Origin of the sequence: Mucilaginibacter hurinus (assembly GCF_003324525.1) — a bacterium.
GTDB classification, from domain to species: domain Bacteria; phylum Bacteroidota; class Bacteroidia; order Sphingobacteriales; family Sphingobacteriaceae; genus Mucilaginibacter; species Mucilaginibacter hurinus.
In genome coordinates, this window is record NZ_QGDC01000003.1 from 16,338 (window position 1) to 36,013 (window position 19,676).

General features: G+C 44.3%; 15 protein-coding genes. 3 read left to right on the forward strand and 12 right to left on the reverse strand.

Annotation, left to right across the window (positions count from 1 at the left end; genetic code table 11):
- Nucleotides 1–139: 139 nt before the first annotated feature.
- Together DJ568_RS05860 and DJ568_RS05865 are read right to left on the reverse strand one after the other, a co-directional pair.
- The gene (locus DJ568_RS05860; RefSeq protein ID WP_114004333.1) at nucleotides 140–550 is read right to left on the reverse strand and encodes a BrxA/BrxB family bacilliredoxin; all 411 of its coding nucleotides are present in this window, start codon (nucleotides 548–550) and stop codon (nucleotides 140–142) included.
- 77 nt (nucleotides 551–627) lie between these two features.
- Nucleotides 628–951 (reverse strand): hypothetical protein, encoded by a 324-nt coding sequence (locus DJ568_RS05865; protein ID WP_114004334.1) that lies wholly within the window; start codon nucleotides 949–951, stop codon nucleotides 628–630.
- Nucleotides 952–1,167: 216 nt separating this feature from the next.
- On the opposite strand from DJ568_RS05865, the gene DJ568_RS05870 reads away from it, so the two are divergent.
- Nucleotides 1,168–1,602, forward strand: coding sequence for a hypothetical protein (locus DJ568_RS05870; protein ID WP_114004335.1), 435 nt, complete (start codon nucleotides 1,168–1,170; stop codon nucleotides 1,600–1,602).
- Nucleotides 1,603–1,800: 198 nt separating this feature from the next.
- Nucleotides 1,801–3,117: an adenosylhomocysteinase gene (ahcY, locus tag DJ568_RS05875; RefSeq protein ID WP_114004336.1), complete on the forward strand. Its 1,317-nt coding sequence runs from the start codon at nucleotides 1,801–1,803 to the stop codon at nucleotides 3,115–3,117.
- Nucleotides 3,118–3,210: 93 nt separating this feature from the next.
- Here the strand turns inward: ahcY and DJ568_RS05880 are convergent, their stop codons facing one another.
- The 3 genes from DJ568_RS05880 to DJ568_RS05890 all read right to left on the reverse strand — a co-directional run bounded on the left by DJ568_RS05880 (nucleotide 3,211) and on the right by DJ568_RS05890 (nucleotide 6,056).
- Nucleotides 3,211–4,629 carry a hypothetical protein gene (locus DJ568_RS05880; RefSeq protein ID WP_199560884.1) on the reverse strand — a complete coding sequence of 473 codons (1,419 nt, stop codon included), beginning with the start codon at nucleotides 4,627–4,629 and terminating at the stop codon, nucleotides 3,211–3,213.
- An 84-nt stretch (nucleotides 4,630–4,713) separates the two neighbouring features.
- Complete coding sequence (locus tag DJ568_RS05885) at nucleotides 4,714–5,457, reverse strand: heavy-metal-associated domain-containing protein (RefSeq protein ID WP_114004338.1); 744 nt, start codon at nucleotides 5,455–5,457, stop codon at nucleotides 4,714–4,716.
- 80 nt (nucleotides 5,458–5,537) lie between these two features.
- Nucleotides 5,538–6,056, reverse strand: coding sequence for a helix-turn-helix domain-containing protein (locus tag DJ568_RS05890; RefSeq protein WP_199560887.1), 519 nt, complete (start codon nucleotides 6,054–6,056; stop codon nucleotides 5,538–5,540).
- Nucleotides 6,057–6,210: 154 nt separating this feature from the next.
- Here DJ568_RS05890 and DJ568_RS05895 point away from each other — a divergent pair, with 154 nt between their 5' ends.
- Entirely contained in the window at nucleotides 6,211–6,897 is a 687-nt protein-coding gene (locus DJ568_RS05895) for a DUF421 domain-containing protein (RefSeq protein WP_114004340.1), read from the forward strand.
- Between the two features lie 53 nt (nucleotides 6,898–6,950).
- On the opposite strand, the gene bglX is transcribed toward DJ568_RS05895, so the two are convergent.
- From bglX to DJ568_RS05930, 7 genes are all read right to left on the reverse strand, one after another.
- Nucleotides 6,951–9,221 carry a beta-glucosidase BglX gene (gene bglX, locus DJ568_RS05900; RefSeq protein ID WP_114004341.1) on the reverse strand — a complete coding sequence of 757 codons (2,271 nt, stop codon included), beginning with the start codon at nucleotides 9,219–9,221 and terminating at the stop codon, nucleotides 6,951–6,953.
- Between the two features lie 15 nt (nucleotides 9,222–9,236).
- A complete protein-coding gene (locus DJ568_RS05905) occupies nucleotides 9,237–10,964 on the reverse strand; it encodes a family 43 glycosylhydrolase (protein ID WP_199560889.1) in 1,728 nt (575 codons plus the stop codon).
- A gap of 28 nt (nucleotides 10,965–10,992) precedes the next feature.
- The gene (locus tag DJ568_RS05910) at nucleotides 10,993–12,345 is read right to left on the reverse strand and encodes a glucoamylase family protein (protein WP_114004343.1); all 1,353 of its coding nucleotides are present in this window, start codon (nucleotides 12,343–12,345) and stop codon (nucleotides 10,993–10,995) included.
- 17 nt (nucleotides 12,346–12,362) lie between these two features.
- Entirely contained in the window at nucleotides 12,363–14,003 is a 1,641-nt protein-coding gene (locus DJ568_RS05915) for a glucoamylase family protein (protein WP_114004344.1), read from the reverse strand.
- A 90-nt stretch (nucleotides 14,004–14,093) separates the two neighbouring features.
- Complete coding sequence (locus tag DJ568_RS05920) at nucleotides 14,094–14,924, reverse strand: LamG-like jellyroll fold domain-containing protein (protein WP_114004345.1); 831 nt, start codon at nucleotides 14,922–14,924, stop codon at nucleotides 14,094–14,096.
- 13 nt (nucleotides 14,925–14,937) lie between these two features.
- Entirely contained in the window at nucleotides 14,938–16,416 is a 1,479-nt protein-coding gene (locus DJ568_RS05925; protein ID WP_114004346.1) for a RagB/SusD family nutrient uptake outer membrane protein, read from the reverse strand.
- Nucleotides 16,417–16,430: 14 nt separating this feature from the next.
- Nucleotides 16,431–19,478: a SusC/RagA family TonB-linked outer membrane protein gene (locus tag DJ568_RS05930; protein WP_114004347.1), complete on the reverse strand. Its 3,048-nt coding sequence runs from the start codon at nucleotides 19,476–19,478 to the stop codon at nucleotides 16,431–16,433.
- Nucleotides 19,479–19,676 lie beyond the last annotated feature (198 nt).

The following is a 19,676-nucleotide window of genomic DNA, read 5'->3' on the forward strand; positions in this document are numbered from 1 at the left end:
GAGAGTCGAGAGCCAAGAATTAAGATCTTTTGACTCCCACTGCAGGGGCGGAACCAAAAAGAAAAGTCCGGCAAAACCGGACTTTTTACTTTTATAGGGTTAGCAACTAATCCCTGGTCTCCAATCACTGATACCTAACCTAACAATACTGGTCAAATGCGCCAATCAAATTGTCAGCAATCATTTGTGCCGGGCGGCCTTCAATTTGCCTGCGCTCAATTATATGCACCAGCTTACCATCTTTAAACAGTGCCATTGAGGGCGATGATGGAGGATAAGGCAGCATGTAGTTACGGGCTGTATCAACAGCATCCTTTTCCATACCGGCAAACACCGTTACTAATTTATCGGGGCGTTTTTCATTTTTCGCTGCAGCGCGTGCAGCCGGGCGTGCATTAGCAGCCGCGCAACCGCAAACAGAGTTTACCACAACAAACACAGTTCCTTCACTTTCAATAGCAGATTTTACGTCTTCAGAAGTTTTCAGCTCTTCAAAACCGTCGTTAGTGAGTTCGGCACGCATAGGGGCCACTAAATATTCGGGGTACATCATTTTATCCTAAATTTATTGATACAAAAATATCAAATCATCTGTAAAATAAAGTTTACCGTTTGTAATATTAAAAGTTAACTGTGCTTCTCATCATGCGATTTGCAAAGAGCATCTTTAATATCAATCAGCAACACTGATATTACGCTAAAGCCGCTGGCTGCGGCCACCGTAAGTAAACCATTTACAAAGGATACGTTAAAAAATAACAGGTAAATTACAGCACCATAATACGGCGTCATACAGATAGGGCAGCCATACAGGGGCTTGTATAAATGACCCTTAGGTTCAACTATTTTTTTAATTCCGTCAAAAATCATCCCCTTCCAGGTGCAGGCATGTATAAACAATACAATCAACGCGATGATAAAAGCCTGTTCTATTATTTTTGATGTTTCCATATAGCTTATTGTGATTAATAAGATTTGAACGGTTTTGTTTTTGATTATCAGTAATTCCCATTAACGATGATTAAAAAACATCTATATTAAAATCTTCCAGGAGCGGATCAGGTTTCATATTAGTTAAAAGTAACTTTATAGTTACAAGGCGGCAATAGTGATTTAACTGTTTACATTCGGAATAATAAACCAAATTATTCCATTTAATCAACCATTATGAAAAAGTCATTAAACCTCCTGTTAGGGATCCTATTCCTTGCGGTTACTTGCTCAAACGTTTTTGCAAGCACAAACCCACCCTCAAAAGATTACAAAAAGGCGGCTACATCACAATCAATAACCCATCGCTTTTTTTACTCAGCTATCGCCTCAGGATCGGGTTATAACATAACTGCCTATTTGTTTGCTGTAAATTACAGTAACAATACCTATTGGCTTGTCAACAGTCCGCAAAATTATTCAATAAACATAACCAGCGGGCCGTTTTCCGGGTATACTCTTAGCTTCCCTGTAGGAGTTTCAAGTCATAATTATGGCATTTTTAGTACCCATCCGGGCACATCGATGAATGTAACCATTACGCCTACCACATCAATAATTGGTGTGGCTTCAGACGTAACGACGTTATCGGGTTATACGTATATACCTTAATATTACCTGAAAAAGCTTAACCGCTGAGCCCCATATCTTTACTGATGTGGGGCTCAGTGGTTATATGAATGATACAACCTGCACGGCATTTATAATTGATGTAGCGTTAATCCATAGCATGCAGGCTAACCAGGCTGCCCAACCTTTTGATATTGGTAAAAGTATTACGTAATTTTACCAACTTAAAATAATGCAAATATGTCATCAGTAGAAACCGCCTACGTAAAATATAAAGTAAAAGACTTTTCGCTGGCCGAGTGGGGCCGTAAGGAGATAGAACTTGCAGAGGCTGAAATGCCCGGATTAATGGCTCTTCGCAAGGAATATGGCCCATCAAAAATATTAAAAGGCGCACGCATAGCGGGTTGCCTGCACATGACCATTCAAACCGCTGTTTTAATTGAAACATTAATTGAATTGGGCGCCGAAGTTACGTGGTCATCATGCAATATATTCTCGACACAAGATCATGCTGCCGCCGCTATCGCTGCCGCTGGCCATTCGGTTTATGCCTGGAAGGGTATGAATGCCGAAGAGTTTGACTGGTGTATTGAGCAAACTTTGTTTTTTGGCGAAGACCGTAAGCCATTAAACATGATACTGGATGACGGCGGCGATCTTACCAATATGGTTTTAGACAAATACCCCGAACTGATAGCCGGTATAAAAGGCCTTTCTGAAGAAACCACTACCGGCGTGCACCGCTTATACGAACGTATGAAAGCCGGCACATTGCCAATGCCTGCCATTAACGTGAATGATTCTGTTACCAAATCAAAGTTTGATAATAAATACGGCTGCCGCGAATCGCTGGTTGACGCTATACGCCGTGCTACGGATGTAATGATGGCCGGAAAAGTAGCCGTTGTTTGTGGTTATGGCGACGTGGGCAAAGGTTCTGCAGATTCATTGCGTAATGCGGGGGTACGCGTTATTGTAACTGAGATAGATCCGATATGCGCTTTACAAGCGGCTATGGAAGGCTTTGAAGTAAAAAAACTGTCAACTGCTATAGCCGAGGCTGACATAGTGGTAACTGCAACAGGCAATTTAAACATTGTGCGCGAAAGCCACTTTCGCGCCTTAAAGGACAAAGCTATTGTTTGTAACATAGGCCATTTTGACAACGAAATTGATATGGCGTGGTTAAACGGAGCTTATGGCAGTACCAAAGTTGAAATTAAACCGCAGGTTGATAAATATACTATAGATGGTAAAGATGTTATTGTACTTGCCGAAGGCCGTTTGGTAAATTTAGGCTGTGCTACAGGGCATCCTAGTTTTGTAATGAGCAACTCGTTTACCAACCAAACACTGGCTCAGATAGAGCTTTGGACAAACGCAGATAAATACGAAAATAAAGTTTATACCTTACCTAAACATCTTGACGAAAAAGTAGCCCGCCTGCATTTGGAAAAAATAGGCGTGGAACTTGAGGTATTAGATCAGGAGCAGGCAGAATACATCGGGGTGACTGTGGAAGGACCGTTTAAGCCTGAATATTACAGATATTAATTAACCCACTAAAATGTTAAAGAAGCCGGTTTTTACCGGCTTCTTTAGTTTAAAGCCCTGTACAAACAACATTAATTAATGCGTTTATGGTACCTAATTGTGCTTCATCAATGCGGGACGAAGTTGAATATATACCTGGCCGCTAACAGGAGCCCGGCCGTACAAACTATGCAAACGGGTTGGCGAAAAATTAACTGAGGCTTGTACGCCGCCAATCAATTCAACCGGGCCCATTTTAAAAAGTTTTCGGTTTGTACCTAAGGTAAGCTTGTGCACGTTAAACAAAGCGTCGCCAAATTGTTCCTCAAGTGCCAGTTCATGTGCCGACTTTTGAACAAATTCATACCTGCCGTAAACTGCCTGCCTGGTAAACTGCCTTGTGCCTTCGGCCAATAATGAATGTTCGACCGGCCCGTGCTGCCCGTCATTCATACCCCAAACCAACGATCCGGTAAAGTACCTGCCACTGTTAGTAACCTTTGATGCATATATAGCAGAGGCGCTGTACCGCCATACATTGTTGTGCGGGTGCAACAATTCGGGGCTATTGATATAAGCCTGCGAAACCTGGAAAACCCATGATGCATCAGGATTAAAAGAGGTTCGCCATGAATAGCTATCAAAACGCATCTTATCAAAATCATACCGGTTTTCATCAGGTTCGCGACCTGTGAAAACCGAGCCTTCCACTTTAAATTTATCCAAACGCACGCCCATGGTGGCTACACCATAAGTGATGTGGGTAGCATCCTGCCAATGATGCCCGAGCGGTGCGTCCGGGTCATTCATCGCAATAATACGGTGCATAAACGCGGGCGCCCCCAATGCCGGTTCCCCGGGATAACCAAAATAACCAAAAACATCAATCTTACTATTTAAACGCTGTGTATATGCAATGGATAAGCCCGAGAACAAGTCATGCGGGTGCTGCCGATCAACCAAGGTTTGTCCCTTGTAACTTTCACCTGATTGAAATAGCAAAGGGTAACCCCTCTGCGTAACCGTTAAGGGGTCGGCGCTTAGCATAGCGCTTACGTTAAGCAAGCCGTTGCCACCTATCCGTTTATTATACATAGCCATAAACCAGTTAGGGGCATCGAATTGCGCGCCGCTGCGTGTTGTTTTTCCATTAATTTGCTGGTTATTATACCGCATAAATACACTGCCGTGAAACATCCATGTACCATTTTTGGCGGGCGCCATAAGCATATACATTGGCGAATTATCCGGGAGCCACGACGTTCCGGAGCCATTGCGGGTCATGGGCAACGATAAGGAGTAAGCATGGGTTGCACCAGAATGCTTGTGCTGATGGTGTTTTTCTAACGAATCCTTCCTGCCATCCTCCTGATGCTTGCCTCCATCCGTTGTACGAGTATGGTTATCATGAATGGGTGTCGCCGTACTGTCTTTAACCGGCGCCTGCGTTTCAGGCTGATGATGCACATGCTGTGCGAGCAACTGCGTATTTACTGCCACAGAAACTATTAAGGCACAAAATATTGTTTTCATAGAAATAGTAAATTGTGTTGTAACGGACTTAAATATTTAACCGAGCGCACAGTTAGTGCGAACCACGTGATAAATGTTTGCCTGTTACATCATCCAGATAATACCGGCGGCACTCATTACTATCATCAACGCATCTTCAATAATAGTAACGGTACTCATGGGGAGGTTAAAAACAGCGCCCAGGCAAGCACATTGGATCTTCCGTTTATTCAGCACACTTTGCAAAACCCCTATAATGCTTACCGTCATTACAACAAACGTAATTATGTTGGTTGCCAGCGGCTGAAAATCGGTAGCATAAGCCAGGCCCAGGAAAAGTTCTACAAAGGCATATAAATAACCCCATCCCTTGAATTTTTTTGCAACGATGTCATACATGGCGTAACTGTCGGCGAAAGCCGTCAGATCAAGCATTTTAAAGAATGAAAAGGTAATAAAGAACCCGGCCATAAATACACTCATCGCCTTCATGCCATCAAACGTGCCATTATACGCTGCACCTATCAGCGAAATAATTGTTATGTAAGTAAATACAAGCAGGATTGGCTTATATGTGGCAAACCACGACCGGCCATCTTCTGAATCTTCAAACGTGGCTGAATATAGCGGGGCATGTGTTAAATGCTCGCTTAGCTGGTATTTAGGGTAATCTTTTAGCGCTTCCTTTAAAACTGATGTTGCAATGTGTTCATTCATGGTAACATCAGCTGTGCCGTTGTCTAAATTTACGTCAACCTGGGTAACGCCGGGTATTTTTGATAACAGGCCTTGTACCTTGTACTGGCAGCCGGAACAGGTCATACCGGTGATATTATATGTATGTGTCATTTTCAAGCAGATTTTATAATACAAAATTAAGGTCTGCCTGCTAACGCTTATTACACAATTTTTGTAAAGAGTTGTAAGATTTACAGGTCTTCGATATTTAACCTTTTAGTGTGCTTTTGCGATTTAAAGAAAGAGGGTGTTAACCCTGTTTGCTTTTTAAACTGGCTTGACAGGTATGCGACGCTACTGTAACCCAATTTATCAGCTATTTGTGACAGGGAAAGTTCATCGTAACGAAGCAGCTCTTTTACTTTTTCTATCTTTTGCGTGATAAGGTACTTCTCGATGGTAGTACCTTCTACTTCTGAAAACAAGTTACTCAAATAGGTATAATCATAATTTACCTGTTGCGCTATATAGTCCGAGAGATTAACGTTGATATTGCCTTCGGTGTGATGGATGAGCGTAATAACAGCGTTTTTTATTTTTTCTATTAGCCGGCTTTTCCGATCGTCAATAATCTCAAAACCGAGCGACAGTAAATTGCTGTTTAGCTTTTCTATACTTTGCATCGACGGGTCACCCTTAACTTCAACCTCTCCCAATTCGACATGTATCGGTAGCATACCCGCTTTTTCGATCTCACTTTTCACCACCATTTTACAGCGGGAACAAACCATATTTTTAATATAGAGCTTCACAACAACAAATATAACTTTAAAAATCTTAGGTACAGGATCGTCAGATCACCGCTTATGTTATAACATGGTTTAAAACATTTTAACAGTAAAATACTTTACCTTAAAAGTTATAATGAACGGTTTTTGGAAAGACATACTGTTAGGCCACGAAGAGCTTAAATTTTTGCCGGAAATTTTACTGCGTACACTGGTAATGTATATACTTATACTAGTAAGCCTGCGCTTGCTGGGCAAACGCGGCGTAAAGCAGTTATCAGTGTTTGAGTTAGTTGTTATTATCAGTTTAGGCTCGGCCGCCGGCGACCCTATGTTTTACAATGAAGTGGGTTTACTTGCAGCGGTTGCAGTATTCCTGGTTGTAATCGGCGCGTACCGTTTAACCACTTACCTGGTTGCCAAAAGCGATGTGTTTGAAAAAATGGTTGAAGGCACTTGCACGGAATTGATACGCAACGGTTGTTTTTCGGTACGTAATTTTAAAAAGGAACCATTGGCCTACGATGAGTTTTTTTCAGAACTTAGGCAGTATTCTATTTCGCATTTGGGGCAAGTTGAATTGGCAATAATTGAAACTTCAGGCAATATCAGCGTCTTTTATTACCCTGACGATAAAGTGCAGTATGGCCTGCCTATTTTGCCTCATTTATTTGCTGAAAAAACAGCAGATATTACTAAAAAAGGCAGGTATGCCTGTGCATTTTGCGGCTGCACCTTTGTGCTTGATAAAGGCAAGCATAAATGTGAGGTATGTAAAAAAGACAGTTGGGTAACCGCAATTAACACCCCCCGAATTACATAAAAATGCCCCGCGTAGCAGGGCATTTTCCTTAATTAAACCAATACACAGTTAAATCACATTAATTTAAACTCTGTCTCTTTTACATCCGCCGAACTGCCTCCTATAAATAATTTATAGTCTCCGGGCTCAGTGGTATATTTCATATTAATGTCGTAAAACTTCAAGTCAGCGGCACTGAGTGTGAAAGTCACGTCGCGGCTCTCGCCCGGCTTTAGCATTACTTTTTGAAAGCCCTTTAGTTCCTTTAGCGGACGTGTTACCGAACCGGTCATATCACGGATATAAAGTTGTACGGTTTCTTCACCAGCCCATTCGCCGTTGTTGCGCACATTAATGGTAGCCTGCAGTTTATCATTGGCCTTAATGGCTATTTTGTTTAGTACTATATCGCCGTAGGTAAATTTGCTATAGCTTAGCCCATGCCCAAATGGATATAACGGTGTGTTTAATACATCAAGATACTTTGATGTATATTTCTCGTTACTCATAGGGCGGCCTGTGTTTTTAGCACTGTAATAGATAGGTATTTGTCCAACGTTTCGGGGGAAGGTCATGGTTAACTTGCCCGATGGATTGTATTTGCCAAAAAGCACGTCAGCTATGGCATCACCGGCACGTGTACCGGCATACCATGTTTCAACTATGGCAGCCATATTATCATGTTCCCATTGCAGTATTAATGGCCGGCCGTTCATCAGCACTAATATTACCGGTTTACCTGTAGACCTTAAGGCCTTTAATAAATTTTGCTGGTTAAGCGGCAAACCAATATCACTACGACTGGCGGCTTCGCCGCTCATGCCAAAAGGTTCGCCTAAAAAAGCTACAACTACATCGGCATCTTTGGCATGGTCAACGGCCTCTTTGATCAAATCAGAGGGCGATTTTGCGTCGAGCGCAATTTCGGCTCCATGTGGGTTTAGTTTACTTATCAGGGCCTCGTCATCAAGCAAATTACAGCCTTTAGCATAGGTAAATTTGTTTTCGGGATATTGCGCCTGCAAGGCACTCCATAAGCTTACTGCTTTTTTCCAATCGCCTGCACCGCTCCAATTTCCTATCAGGTTACGCTGATCTTTCACCATAGGACCAACAAATGCTATTTTACGGCCAGCCTTTAAGGGCAAGGCGCTACTGTCGTTTTTTAACAGCACTATGCTCTTCAATGCCGCCTCTTTAGCTAATGCAAGTTTCTCAGTATTCATTAATTCCTTTTCGGCGCGTGCGGTACTGATATTTCGGTAAGGATCGTCAAAAAGGCCAAGCCGGTACTTGGCTTCCAGCACGCGGCGGCAGGCCAGGTCAATTACGGCCACATCAAGCTTTTTCTCGGTTACCGATTGCTTTAATGTAGTAAGAAACAACTCGCTCACCATATCCATGTCATTACCGGCATATAAAGATTTACGGGCAACTTCCGCCGAGTCGCCCACGCCATGATTAACAAGTTCCATCACGGCCGTGTAATCAGTAGCCACCATGCCATTGAAGCCCCATTGCTTACGTAGTAAATCAGTTAGCAGCCAACGGTTAGCTGCTGCGGGCACACCGTTTATCTCGTTAAACGAACTCATTACAGTGGCAGCACCAGCATCTATAGCGGCTTTGTAGGGGGGCAAATACGTTTCCATCATCCGGCGCTCGCTCATGTCTACCACATTGTAATCCCGGCCGGCTTCTGAGGCGCCGTATAAAGCGAAATGCTTTACACAGGCCAGTACAGCGTCTTGCCGGCGCAAATCGCTACCCTGGTAACCGGTTACCATTGCCCTGGCAATTTGCATGCCCAGCCAGGTATCCTCACCGGCGCCTTCAGACACGCGGCCCCAGCGCGGGTCGCGGGCAATATCTACCATGGGCGAAAACACCCAGTTCAACCCATCGGCAGTGGCCTCCACAGCAGCCGCACGCGCGGTTTTTTGTATCAGCGGCATATCCCAGGTTGCCGAAAGTCCGAGCGGAATGGGGAATATTGTGCGATGCCCGTGTATAACATCATAACCGAACAGCAGTGGAATTTTAAGGCGTGTTTTGGTAAGGGCCAGTTCCTGCAGCTTGCGCACAGCGTTAGGGGTGTACGTGTTAAAAACCCCGCCTACCTGGCCTTTTTGTATCTTTTCCTCAACCCCTTTGCTTAGTATGGGCCCCGTAACATCAAAACCTATTGAGGGCAAGTTTAGCTGACCGATCTTTTCATCCAGGGTCATTTTAGCCATCAGGTTCCTGATATAGTTATTCATCTTAACATCAGCCGGCTTTTGAGCAACGGCCTTAAAACCTGATAATAATAAACACGATGCAACGACTATTTTAGCTACTCTCATTATATATATTGTATTTTATTCGGACTTTAACACGGGCGTGCGCTGCGACACTCCATTCTCATTTATTGCTTCAATGGTGAAATAGTAAGGGAGGTCTTTATCCATCGCCTTAAAAAAGTATTGATTGGCGTTGTGCACCATAATGCAGTTGTACAACTTATCGGGCGCTATGCCGGTGTAAATGTTGTAGGCGTAAGCATTATCAACCGCCTGCCATTTTATCCAGGCGTCGCGCTTGTCTTTATCAGTACGTAACACTACAAACTCCTTAACCATCCCGGGCTTTGCACCGTTACCGTTGCCAAATACCCGAAGCCCGCTAACAGCGAATTTACCGGTAGGCATGTGCACGTTTACCAGCTTGACAAATCTTGCTTGTACCGGCGACGACAGTTCTACATAGTCATGCGGCACATCAGTGTTATTATTGCTTTTATCAGTTAGTACCTTCCAGTTCTTATTATCAACAGAGTAAAGCAATTTATACTGATGATAGATATCTTGTTTTTTACCGAGAAACGTCGCGTCCTGATCAGCGTAGTTGATCTGCACTGCGTTAACTGTGCTTACATGTCCAAGGTCAGTTTGGATCCATTCGCCTGCAGCAGCTGATGCCGCGCTCCAGTAAGTTTTTATATCTTCGTCAACAGCATTATTAGCCGTATATCCACCAAGTGTGGACGATACCGTTACGGGTTTGTTATAATTTAATAACATCCAGCCAGTAAAAGCCCCTTTGGCGTGATTGGCTTTACCATCCGGCAGGTACATCGGATAATCGCCAAAGGCTGTATTGCAATACATTGTGCCGTCTTTGTCAAAACCTGCTGGCCAAATGCCTATGCGCCGTTCAAAGTTATTTTTTACTGATAAGACGATGGTGGACACATGCCAGTAATTATTCCATTTATCCTGGTAAGTGGCGCCATGGCCTGCACCACGGGCAAAGCCACCGGGTTTATAGCTAAAAGGCATTGGCTGTGGCTTAAATGGCCCGAGCGGATTATCGCCTACTACAACCCCATCGGCATACCCGCTGAATTCGGTCCCGGGGGCACCATACTGCAGGTAATATTTGCCGTTATGTTTGGTCATCCATGCACCTTCAATAAAAGGGTCGAGGAATATATTGTCCATGTTTTCACCAAAACGTTGCCAGCCGTACTTGTGCGGCTGCAGCAGGTACATCTCTTTACGGTAACCTTTCAGATGAAACGTAGACGGATAGACTTCAGCACCATACAGCGGAAACTGGTTGCTGCTGCCGTTGTACATATACAGTTTACCGTCATCATCACTAAAGAAAGCAGGATCCCAACCGCCGGGCTCAAATTTGTGGATAGCCTCTTTCCATTCGTTAGCTTTAGGATTGGTGCTCATCCATATTGGAAAATCAGGCCCGTAAGTTGACCCAAACACCATCAACGTATCGCCCTGTACCCATGCGGCAGGCGCGCATAAGTCATCATATACTTTATGTTCGGGCCGCAGAAAATGTCGGAATACGAAATTCCAGTTTACCATATCAGTGCTCCACCAATATCCCCACTGGTTGGTGCTGAAAAGATAGTAATCGCCTTTGTAGGTAACAATAACCGGATCTGCCGTGGCGCGGTGCTTGCCTGCAGTGGCAAAGTTGGGTATAGGTGTATACCCATAATCAATATTTATTGGGTTACAGTAGGTACGCTGTTTTTGCTGCGCCCGTGTAACAGCAGGCAGCATACACCCCAGGATTACCATACATGTATATAACCAAATTCGTAGCATATTATTTAGGTAAAGCCGGACTTTCAAATCCTAATTTTTTCAATCCTGATTGCACAGCAGGGGCACTCATAAAAAGTTTCCACAATAAACCGGTTCTATGGTTCTCAATCATTACTACAATAGGCCCCTGGTCAATGGCCAGGTATGATTTGGCATACCAGTTTTTGCTTTCGTTAAAGGCATCAACAAATCCATACTCCCCCCAAATTTTATCACCCAAACCATAATAAAAATGACGCAATGCCTGCATCGAATATTCAGGCGTATAAGGGAAGGCTGATAGCGCCGCCGTTGGGGTTATTACCCCTAAATCGTTTGTGGGTGAGTGCGCGTTATAGCCCTCATGGTTGTCACTCGCGGTAAGTCCCCAGCAGTTTGGGCCATAACCCTTAAACTTATTTGGATTCCGTACACTATGTTCGCGGTTAATAAGCGTGTGGTTCCGGTTCTGCTCCCAGTAATCAGCGTAACGGTCTTTCAACCCTTTGGGGTTAAGCCCTAAAAATGAGTAATGCGAAAAAAACAACGGGCCACCATAATCAAAACCGAGCGGCAGCTTTATACCATAAAAAGTTTGGCCGTTTTTGAAAAAGTCGCTTTGCGCCCAGCCACGGTGGTAAACATCGGCACTAACCGGATATCGCTCTGCAGATGCGGCGAGCACATAAGTAATTAAACATTCATTAAATCCACGTATCGGAAAATTCATGGCCCAGCCGTTATTAGGGCTCCAGTGCCAGTACAGGTTATCCCGACCCTCGCGTGTATACCAATCCCATTCAATTTCGCTCCATAGCCAACCCATACGGTCACGTAATTCACGCTCTTTAGGATTGTCAGCATTGTAGTATTGACGAGCAGTTATTAATCCCTGAAACAAAAAGGAAGTTTCTACCAGGTCCCCGCCATCATCCTTACGGCCAAACGGTATGGTTTTGCCGGTAGCACCATTCAGCCAATGCGGGAATACGCCGTGGTATGCATCCGCCTTCTGCAAAAACTTAACCATCTTCAGCATACGTTTTACCGCTTCTTCGCGCTTTATCCATTTGCGTTCAACCGCAACTATCATAGCCATAATGCCAAAGCCTGTGCCGCCGGTGGTTACTACCTCGCCACCATAATCAAAAGCCTCATTACTGCGCTCGCGGGCCAGGCCGCTCACCGGGTGCGCAAAATCCCAGAAGTAGCGAAATGTTTGCCGCTGCACCACATCAAGTAACGCGCTATCAGTTAAATTTTTTATTATGCCTACCGGCTTTATAACCGTTTCGGTTGATTTGATCGCTTTGTTTTGCGCTAAAACAAACGTAGTTGAGGTAACAAAAAGGCAGATTAAAAGTAATTTCTTCATAAATATTCTGGTTAGGATTACAGGTTCGGGCCGCTAAATCCCAAATCCTTCATTCCTTTTTTTATTTCAGGACAACTCATAAATAAGTTCCACAACAGTCCGGTTCGGTAATTTTCTGTCATTACGATAATCGGCCCCTGATCAATTGCCAGGTATGAGGTTGCGAACCAGGGTTCATGAAGGCTAAAGGCATCGTAAAATCCGTAATCGCCCCATAGCTTATCACCCAGTTTGTAATAAAAGAATTTCAGTGCTTTCATCGACTCGTCCGGCGTATATGGCATTGATGATATCGCCGCCGTAGGCGCTATAACCCCAACATCGTTGGTGGGGGAACTTGCGGTATATCCGCCCTTTATATCACTGGCCGTAAGGCCCCAGCAGTCGGCGCTGTACCCATAATATCCTTTAGGGTTTGCTACACAATATTTTTGGTTGATGAGGGTATGTGCCCTGGTTTGCGTTTCATAGTTGGCATACGCATCTGTGAGGCCTGTAGGGTTGATACCCATAAATGAATAATGTTCAAAAAAAAGCGGGCCGCCTTGGGGCGGGCCAAGCGGTAATTGCACACCGTAGTAAGTGTTACCATTTTTCATGGCGCCATTGCTTGCCCATCCGTTAGTGTATACCTGCTTTGGTATAGCGTGGGTGTTAGATGACGCCGCCAATGCATACACAATCAGCGCCTCGTTCCAGCCCTTAATCTGCATGTTCATTGCCCAGCCCTTATCAGCGCTCCAGTGCCAATACAAAACATCCTGGGCACCCTGCCTAAACCAATCCCACTCTATGCCGTCCCAAATAGCGTTTATATCATTACGCAGGTTTGTTTCGGCTGCGCCTGCACCATTGAAATATTGGCGTGCGGTTAGCAAACCCTCAGTTAAAAGTGCTGTTTCAACAAGATCGGCGCCATTATCGTTGGCACTAAAAGGCACCACTTTACCAGTTGCACCGTTAAGCCAGTGCGGAAAAGCGCCATGGAACTTATCGGCAGTGTTTTTAAGAAAGCCAACAATCTTTTGCATGCGCTCCAATCCCTGGCTGCGACTGATAAATCCACGGTTTATACCAGTTACAATGGCCATTATACCAAAGCCGGAACCACCTGAAGTTACCACGTCTCCGGATGTATTGCGCTCGCGTGCCAATCCGCTAAACGGATGCCCGAAGTCCCAAAAATATTTAAACGTTTGCTGCTGTACTTTATCAAGCAAAGCAGCATCACTTATCACAGGAAATTTGTTAGCCGAATCAAGCGTTGTGAACAACTGTACGCTCACTGCCGAAAGAAGGCTGCCGTCTTTAACGGACTTTAACCCCGTACCTGCTAAAACTGTGTATCTTGTTAAATGCGATAATGCTGCAGTTGGTTTAATGATAACTGTTTTATCGCCGTCGGCATACGTTGTATTAAAAGCAACGGCTTCACCGGTTGTACTTTTAAAAGTAATATTGCTGTTTACCGATGCCTTTTTAAGCGCCTCCGAAAAGGTGATGCTGATTTCGGGCGAAGTATTTATGCCGTTATGGCTGAAACCTGAAACGCCGTTTACGTTTAACGCACTAAAGCTGAACGATGCCGGCGTGGTAACAGGCGGCGTAGGGTCAGGCGCTTTTTTGTCCTTACTGCATGCTGCCAGCACGAATAACATAACCGCATAGTATCTTCTCGTAATCAACATCACACAACTTTATACAGGCTACCCACCCTTTTCGAGGTGGGTAGCCAAATTAATTATATATTATTTGCCCCGGCCTTCAAGTTTTACAATTGCCCCTACCTCTACATCGCTTAATGCTTTGTTATAAATGCGCACTTCGTCAAGCCGGCCTGTTAAGTAGCTCGCCCAACCCTGTTTACCTGTAGCGGTTGTTTGGCTCGGTTCAGTTTGGAACTGCACACATCCGAATACTAAGTTGCCAATATCCTGGAAGTCAAGGGGACCGGTAAGTCCGGCAAGAGTTCCAGCTGCCACACGTGAGCCGGCTATATAAACTTTATATTCCGATGTTTCTTCATTATATGACACGGCAAGATTAATCCAGCCATTAAACAAATTCTTTACACCGTTAACCTCTATCGTATTGTCAGCAGCGCCTTTGGCAATATGAATTCGCAACTTTCCATCGTCGTTGGTGCTGCCGTTTTCTATAAAAATTTCGATATTTCCCCAAAAGGCGGTTGTTTTAGCTAAACTGAATATTCCTATTATACCAGTTGTCGGTGGTGCAGTGTTTATCCATTCAGTAATGGTAAAACTCTTCATACCGGTGATACTGGATGATGGATCGGCGATTACATAGCTATCCAAAGCACCTTGCATTGCCTCTCCTTTTACGCCGGTACTAAAAGAAGTACCTGTGTTGACCCCATCTGATCCAGAGGCGGCATCTTTTAAATCGCCATTGAAACCCCAGTAGCCTATAAGATTAGAAGTGGCTACCTCGTCAGCACTTGTAAAGCCCCCAATGTTAAGGGGAGGTGCATAAGTGGAGGGGTCAAAATCTTTCTGACATGATGATGCACCAATTATAATTGACGCCATCGTTATATATTTTAATATTTTTTTCATGGTTATTTACTGATTAATACCCTGGATTTTGAGTTAAAACACCAGCACTTAGGTCAATTTCGTTTTGTGGAATCGGCCACACCTCATTTTTATTGGGCTTCCATCCCTTAGGTCCAAATATTTCGGCAGCACGCCCCTGGCGTATCACGTCGAAATAACGATCAAACTCCATCGCTAACTCAACATGACGTTCATGCCATATTGCTAAACGTAACTGGCCCTGGTCAGTGGTTGTTACCTCAGGCAGTATAGCGCTATTACCGCCCCGCGCACGAGCTCTTACTAATTCCAATGATGACAACGCCTGTGCTGTATTACCTAATTCATTAGCTGCTTCAGCATTCATTAACAGCACTTCAGCGTATCTAATAACCCGAACGTTTTGTGCCTCGCCCTCGTTTTGCACAAAAGGTGTAGAGAATGGAACATATGATTTTTGGTTATAACGGGGATTATCTCCCGTAGCCGCTACCGGATCACCCTGCGGAGTAGTTTCGCCTCTAAATATTATAGTAGCATCCCGACGGGGGTCGCCCGGCTCAAAAGCATCAGCCAATTCTTCGGTAGGCACATTAAATCCCCAACCACCGCCTGACTGTGCACGCACACCCTGAACCTGTGAATATTGACTATTAGATGCCCCCGGTATACCTGACAAAGTTTCGGCCTGGATTTCGAATATTGATTCGGAATTGTTTTCATTTGGAATTCGAAACTGCCCCTCAAAGCTGGGGAACAATGTATAACCCATACCCATTACCTGGTTAGTGTAGTTTAGTACGTCTGCCCACTTTTTTTGATACATAGCAACTTTTGCATGCAAAGCTAAAGCAGCTCCCTTTGTCGCTCGGCCAATGTCAGAAGCAGGGTAAGTTGGAGGCAACACGGCAGCAGCGTCTGTGAGGTCCTGCTCAATTGCAGCATACACTTCAGCTTTTGGCGACCGCGGAAGGTTGTACTCCGATGCATCTTTAGGTAAATGCAGCCTCAATACTACATCTCCATATGCACGCACAAGTCTGAAATAATTGTAGGCTCTCACAAATTTCGCCTCCGCTATATAACGACTTTTCAAAGAGGCATCCATTTCAATAGCAGGAATTTTGTCTATTACCTGGTTACACAAGTTAATACTTTGATATTGGCCAAGCCAAAAGTCGTTTAACTGTCCTTCTGAAGAGCTAACTGTGAAGTTATCGTAAGCATTAAAGAAAGTAGCATCTGTTGCCGAACTTCCTTTTTCAGCGTCGTCAGAGCCAACGCTTTCAATAGCAATCGGCGCAAAAGCTGTCTGTTTCCACTCGCGTAAATTAGCGTATATGGAACTAACCGCCCGGGTAGCATCTTCCTGTGTCACAAAAAATTCTTCGCTTTTTTCCAATGCCTGCGGAGGCACGTCAAGAAAGCTCTTTTTGCAGGCAGGCGTTGATAAGATTAACATTGCAAACGCACTTATACTCAATGCTTTTGCTATATATTTTTGATTACTCATTTGTTTACTTTCTGTTAAAATGTAACGTTTACACCAAAGTTGTAGGTTGCATATATCGGATATACTCCGTTGTCAATTCCGAAGTTGCCCGGAGTGCCGCCTGATACTTCCGGGTTGAAACCCTTATATCCAAAAAAGTTGAATGCATTTTGGGCGTTAGCAAATACACGCAGCCTTTTTGCAAATATTTTAGAAGTAAGGCGTTCAGGCAAGTTATAGCCCAACTGAAGGTTACGCACCCGTATATAACTACCGCTTTCTACAAAATAGCTGTTTGGCAAATAGTTACGTCCGCCACCGATAGCGGCAGAAGGATATGAGTTTGATGTACCTTCGCCATGCCAGCGGTTGTCAAAAAAATCTTTAGTGAAATTTTCGGCGCCGAAGCGTAAGCCTTTAACGGCATTATAAACATCAACACCTGCAACGCCCTGAATGTCGACAGTAAGGTCAAACTGTTTGTAATTAAATGTTGTATTTAAGCCGAACAGATACTTAGGATTTGGGTTGCCGATAACGGTCCTGTCATCTTTAGGGTCGATTTTGCCGTCATTGTTTAAATCAGCATACCTGAAATCGCCCGGTTTTGCATCGGAAGATTGAGGTGAAGATGAAATCTCGGCAGCATTTTGAAAGATGCCTTCAACAACATAGCCATAAAACTGCCCGATAGGTTGGCCTACTATAGTCCGTGTGGCTAAGCCGCCACCTGTGGACGCTGCGCCGCCCCCATATATCGGGTTTGCTCCTGTAACAGTACTGCTAACTTTGTTGTTATTTATGCTGAAGTTGCCGCTGATGCTGTAAGAAAAATCTTTGCTTTTTGTGTCTCTCCAGGTAGCAGCAAACTCAAAGCCCCTGTTGCGATAGGTTGCCTGATTGCCAATCAGGAAGCTGTTTGATGTTCCTAAAGAAGCCAGTATTGGCAAATTAAATATTGCCTGTTCGGTTTCTTTGTTGTAAAAATCTGCTTCAAAAGTTAATCTGTTATTCAAAAAAGCCATCTCAACGCCTATATCCGTACCTACGCCCCTCTCCCAATATACATAGGGAGGAACAATTGTAGTAAGGTTGGCGCCGGTGAGAGGTACTCCGCCTATAATGGCCACAAAGCTGCCATCTTGCTTTACAGTTTGGGTAGCAAGGTTGTTGGGCACCGATGCGTTACCAATTTTGCCCCAGCTTCCGCGCAGTTTCAAATTATCAAATATTTTCTGGTCTTTCATAAAGTCCTCATTCGATATTACCCAGCCTGCACCTATTGAAGGGAAGACGCCGTAGCGCTGGTCCCCAATAAACTTGGATGACCCGTCACGGCGCAATGATACGTTCAACAGATATTTATCTTTAAAAGCATAGTTGATCCGGCCAAAAAACGATTGAAAAGTTGTGATGTCACCACCGTCGGCAACGGTTTTAGCAGGCATATCCTTCCCGTCAGGTCCCTTAATTGTTGCAGGTCCTAAGGTTAAATAAAGATCCGCGTCAGTAGTGTAAGGCACACCCATTGCAGTTGCGTTAATAAAGTACGACTTATACCGTTGGGCTGAATGACCTGCAAGTGCAGTTATTCTATGGTCGCCAAAGGATTTCTCAAATGTTAAGGTATTTTCCCAAATGATATTTCGTACGTCTGACCGGCTAACGCTCAAGTCACTTACTTCATTAAACTGGGTTGCCGTTGCCTTATAAACAGGGTTGTAGCCTAATACCTCATTTTGGCCAAACTCGCCACCGAAGCTGGTGCGGAATTTTAAATAGTCAGTAAATTTTGCTTCGGCATATATATTACCCGTAGCGCGATAATTACGCGACCGCTGATTGAAAAAATCTAAAGCTGCCTGTGGATTGTTAGTAGATGACCCAATGGGGAAGTCATTTGGATCGCCATAACTTCCATCATCGTAATAAACCGGCACAATAGGCGCTGCGGTAAACGCTTTGTATATCATGTCACCAGGTACATCTTTGGATTTACTTCCTTGCAATACTACGTTGTATCCCAACTTAAGGAAATTGGTCGCTTGCACATCTTGCTGCAGGTGGGCTGTAATACGGTCATAATCATTACCCCTTACAACGCCCTCTTGCTTGAAATAACCGCCAGAGAAACTATAACTTGATTTATCGCTGCTACCGCTTACTGTTACATCATGCTTTGTGGTGAATGCGCTTCTCAAAACTACGTTCATCCATTCCGTGCCCCTTCCAAAAGAAGCAGGGTCGGCAAATGTAAGGGGAGCTGTAGGAGCGCTTACGCGGTTCAATTCATTTATAAGTGTAGCGTATTCAGTGCCGCTGGCCAGTTTCGGTTGGTGCGTAACCGTTTGCCATCCCGCGTAACCGCTATAATTGATGCTTGGCTTACCTTTACCTTTGCGGGTAGTTACCAGCAATACGCCATTGGCAGCCCTTACACCGTAAATTGCCTGGCTTGAAGCATCCTTTAAAACACTAATGCTTTCAATGTCATTGGGGTTTAAAAAACTTATGTCATTAAACCAAACGCCATCAACAACATACAGAGGGTTAGGATCTCCATAAACTGTACCTACGCCGCGAATGCGAACTTGAGGAGACGCACCCGGCGCGCCTGAATTGGTAATTTGCACACCAGCTACACGGCCTTGCAATGAGCTTACGGCATTGGTAGACGGCTGCTTTGCTATGTCGTCGCCGCTCACCTGTGCAACCGAACCGGTTACATCCAGCTTGCGTTGAGTACCGTAGCCTACTACAACCACCTGCTGCAGTTCATTGGCAGCGGCGGCCAATTTTACATCAATAGTAGTGCGGCCGTTAATTGCTACTGTTTGTGTAGTGTAACCTATGTAGCTGAAGGTTAATTCGCCGTTTGCCGGCGCGGAAATACTGAAAGTTCCGTCGGGCCCGGTTTGGGCTCCTGTTTGGGTAGATTTTACTGCTACACTTACACCGATCAGGGTTTCGCCGGTTGTTGCATCAGTTACTGTGCCACTGACAGTAACATTTTGCGCATACGCCCTGTTGATGAGAAGCAGACACAATACCCCATACAATGAGATAGTAATAATTCTCTTCATAAGAAATGGTTATTAAGTTAGGTGTACAACAATTGATTTATGTTGTCAAAAGTGAAAAGAGAAAGCAAATGTTTCAATTATTGTCACTCTACATTACTACATCAGCCCAAAAATACTTTCTCAACAACTTATCAAGTTGAGCATAAGTATCTGTATATCAAACATATAATTAATCGCTAAAGTTACTCAGTTGCCAGG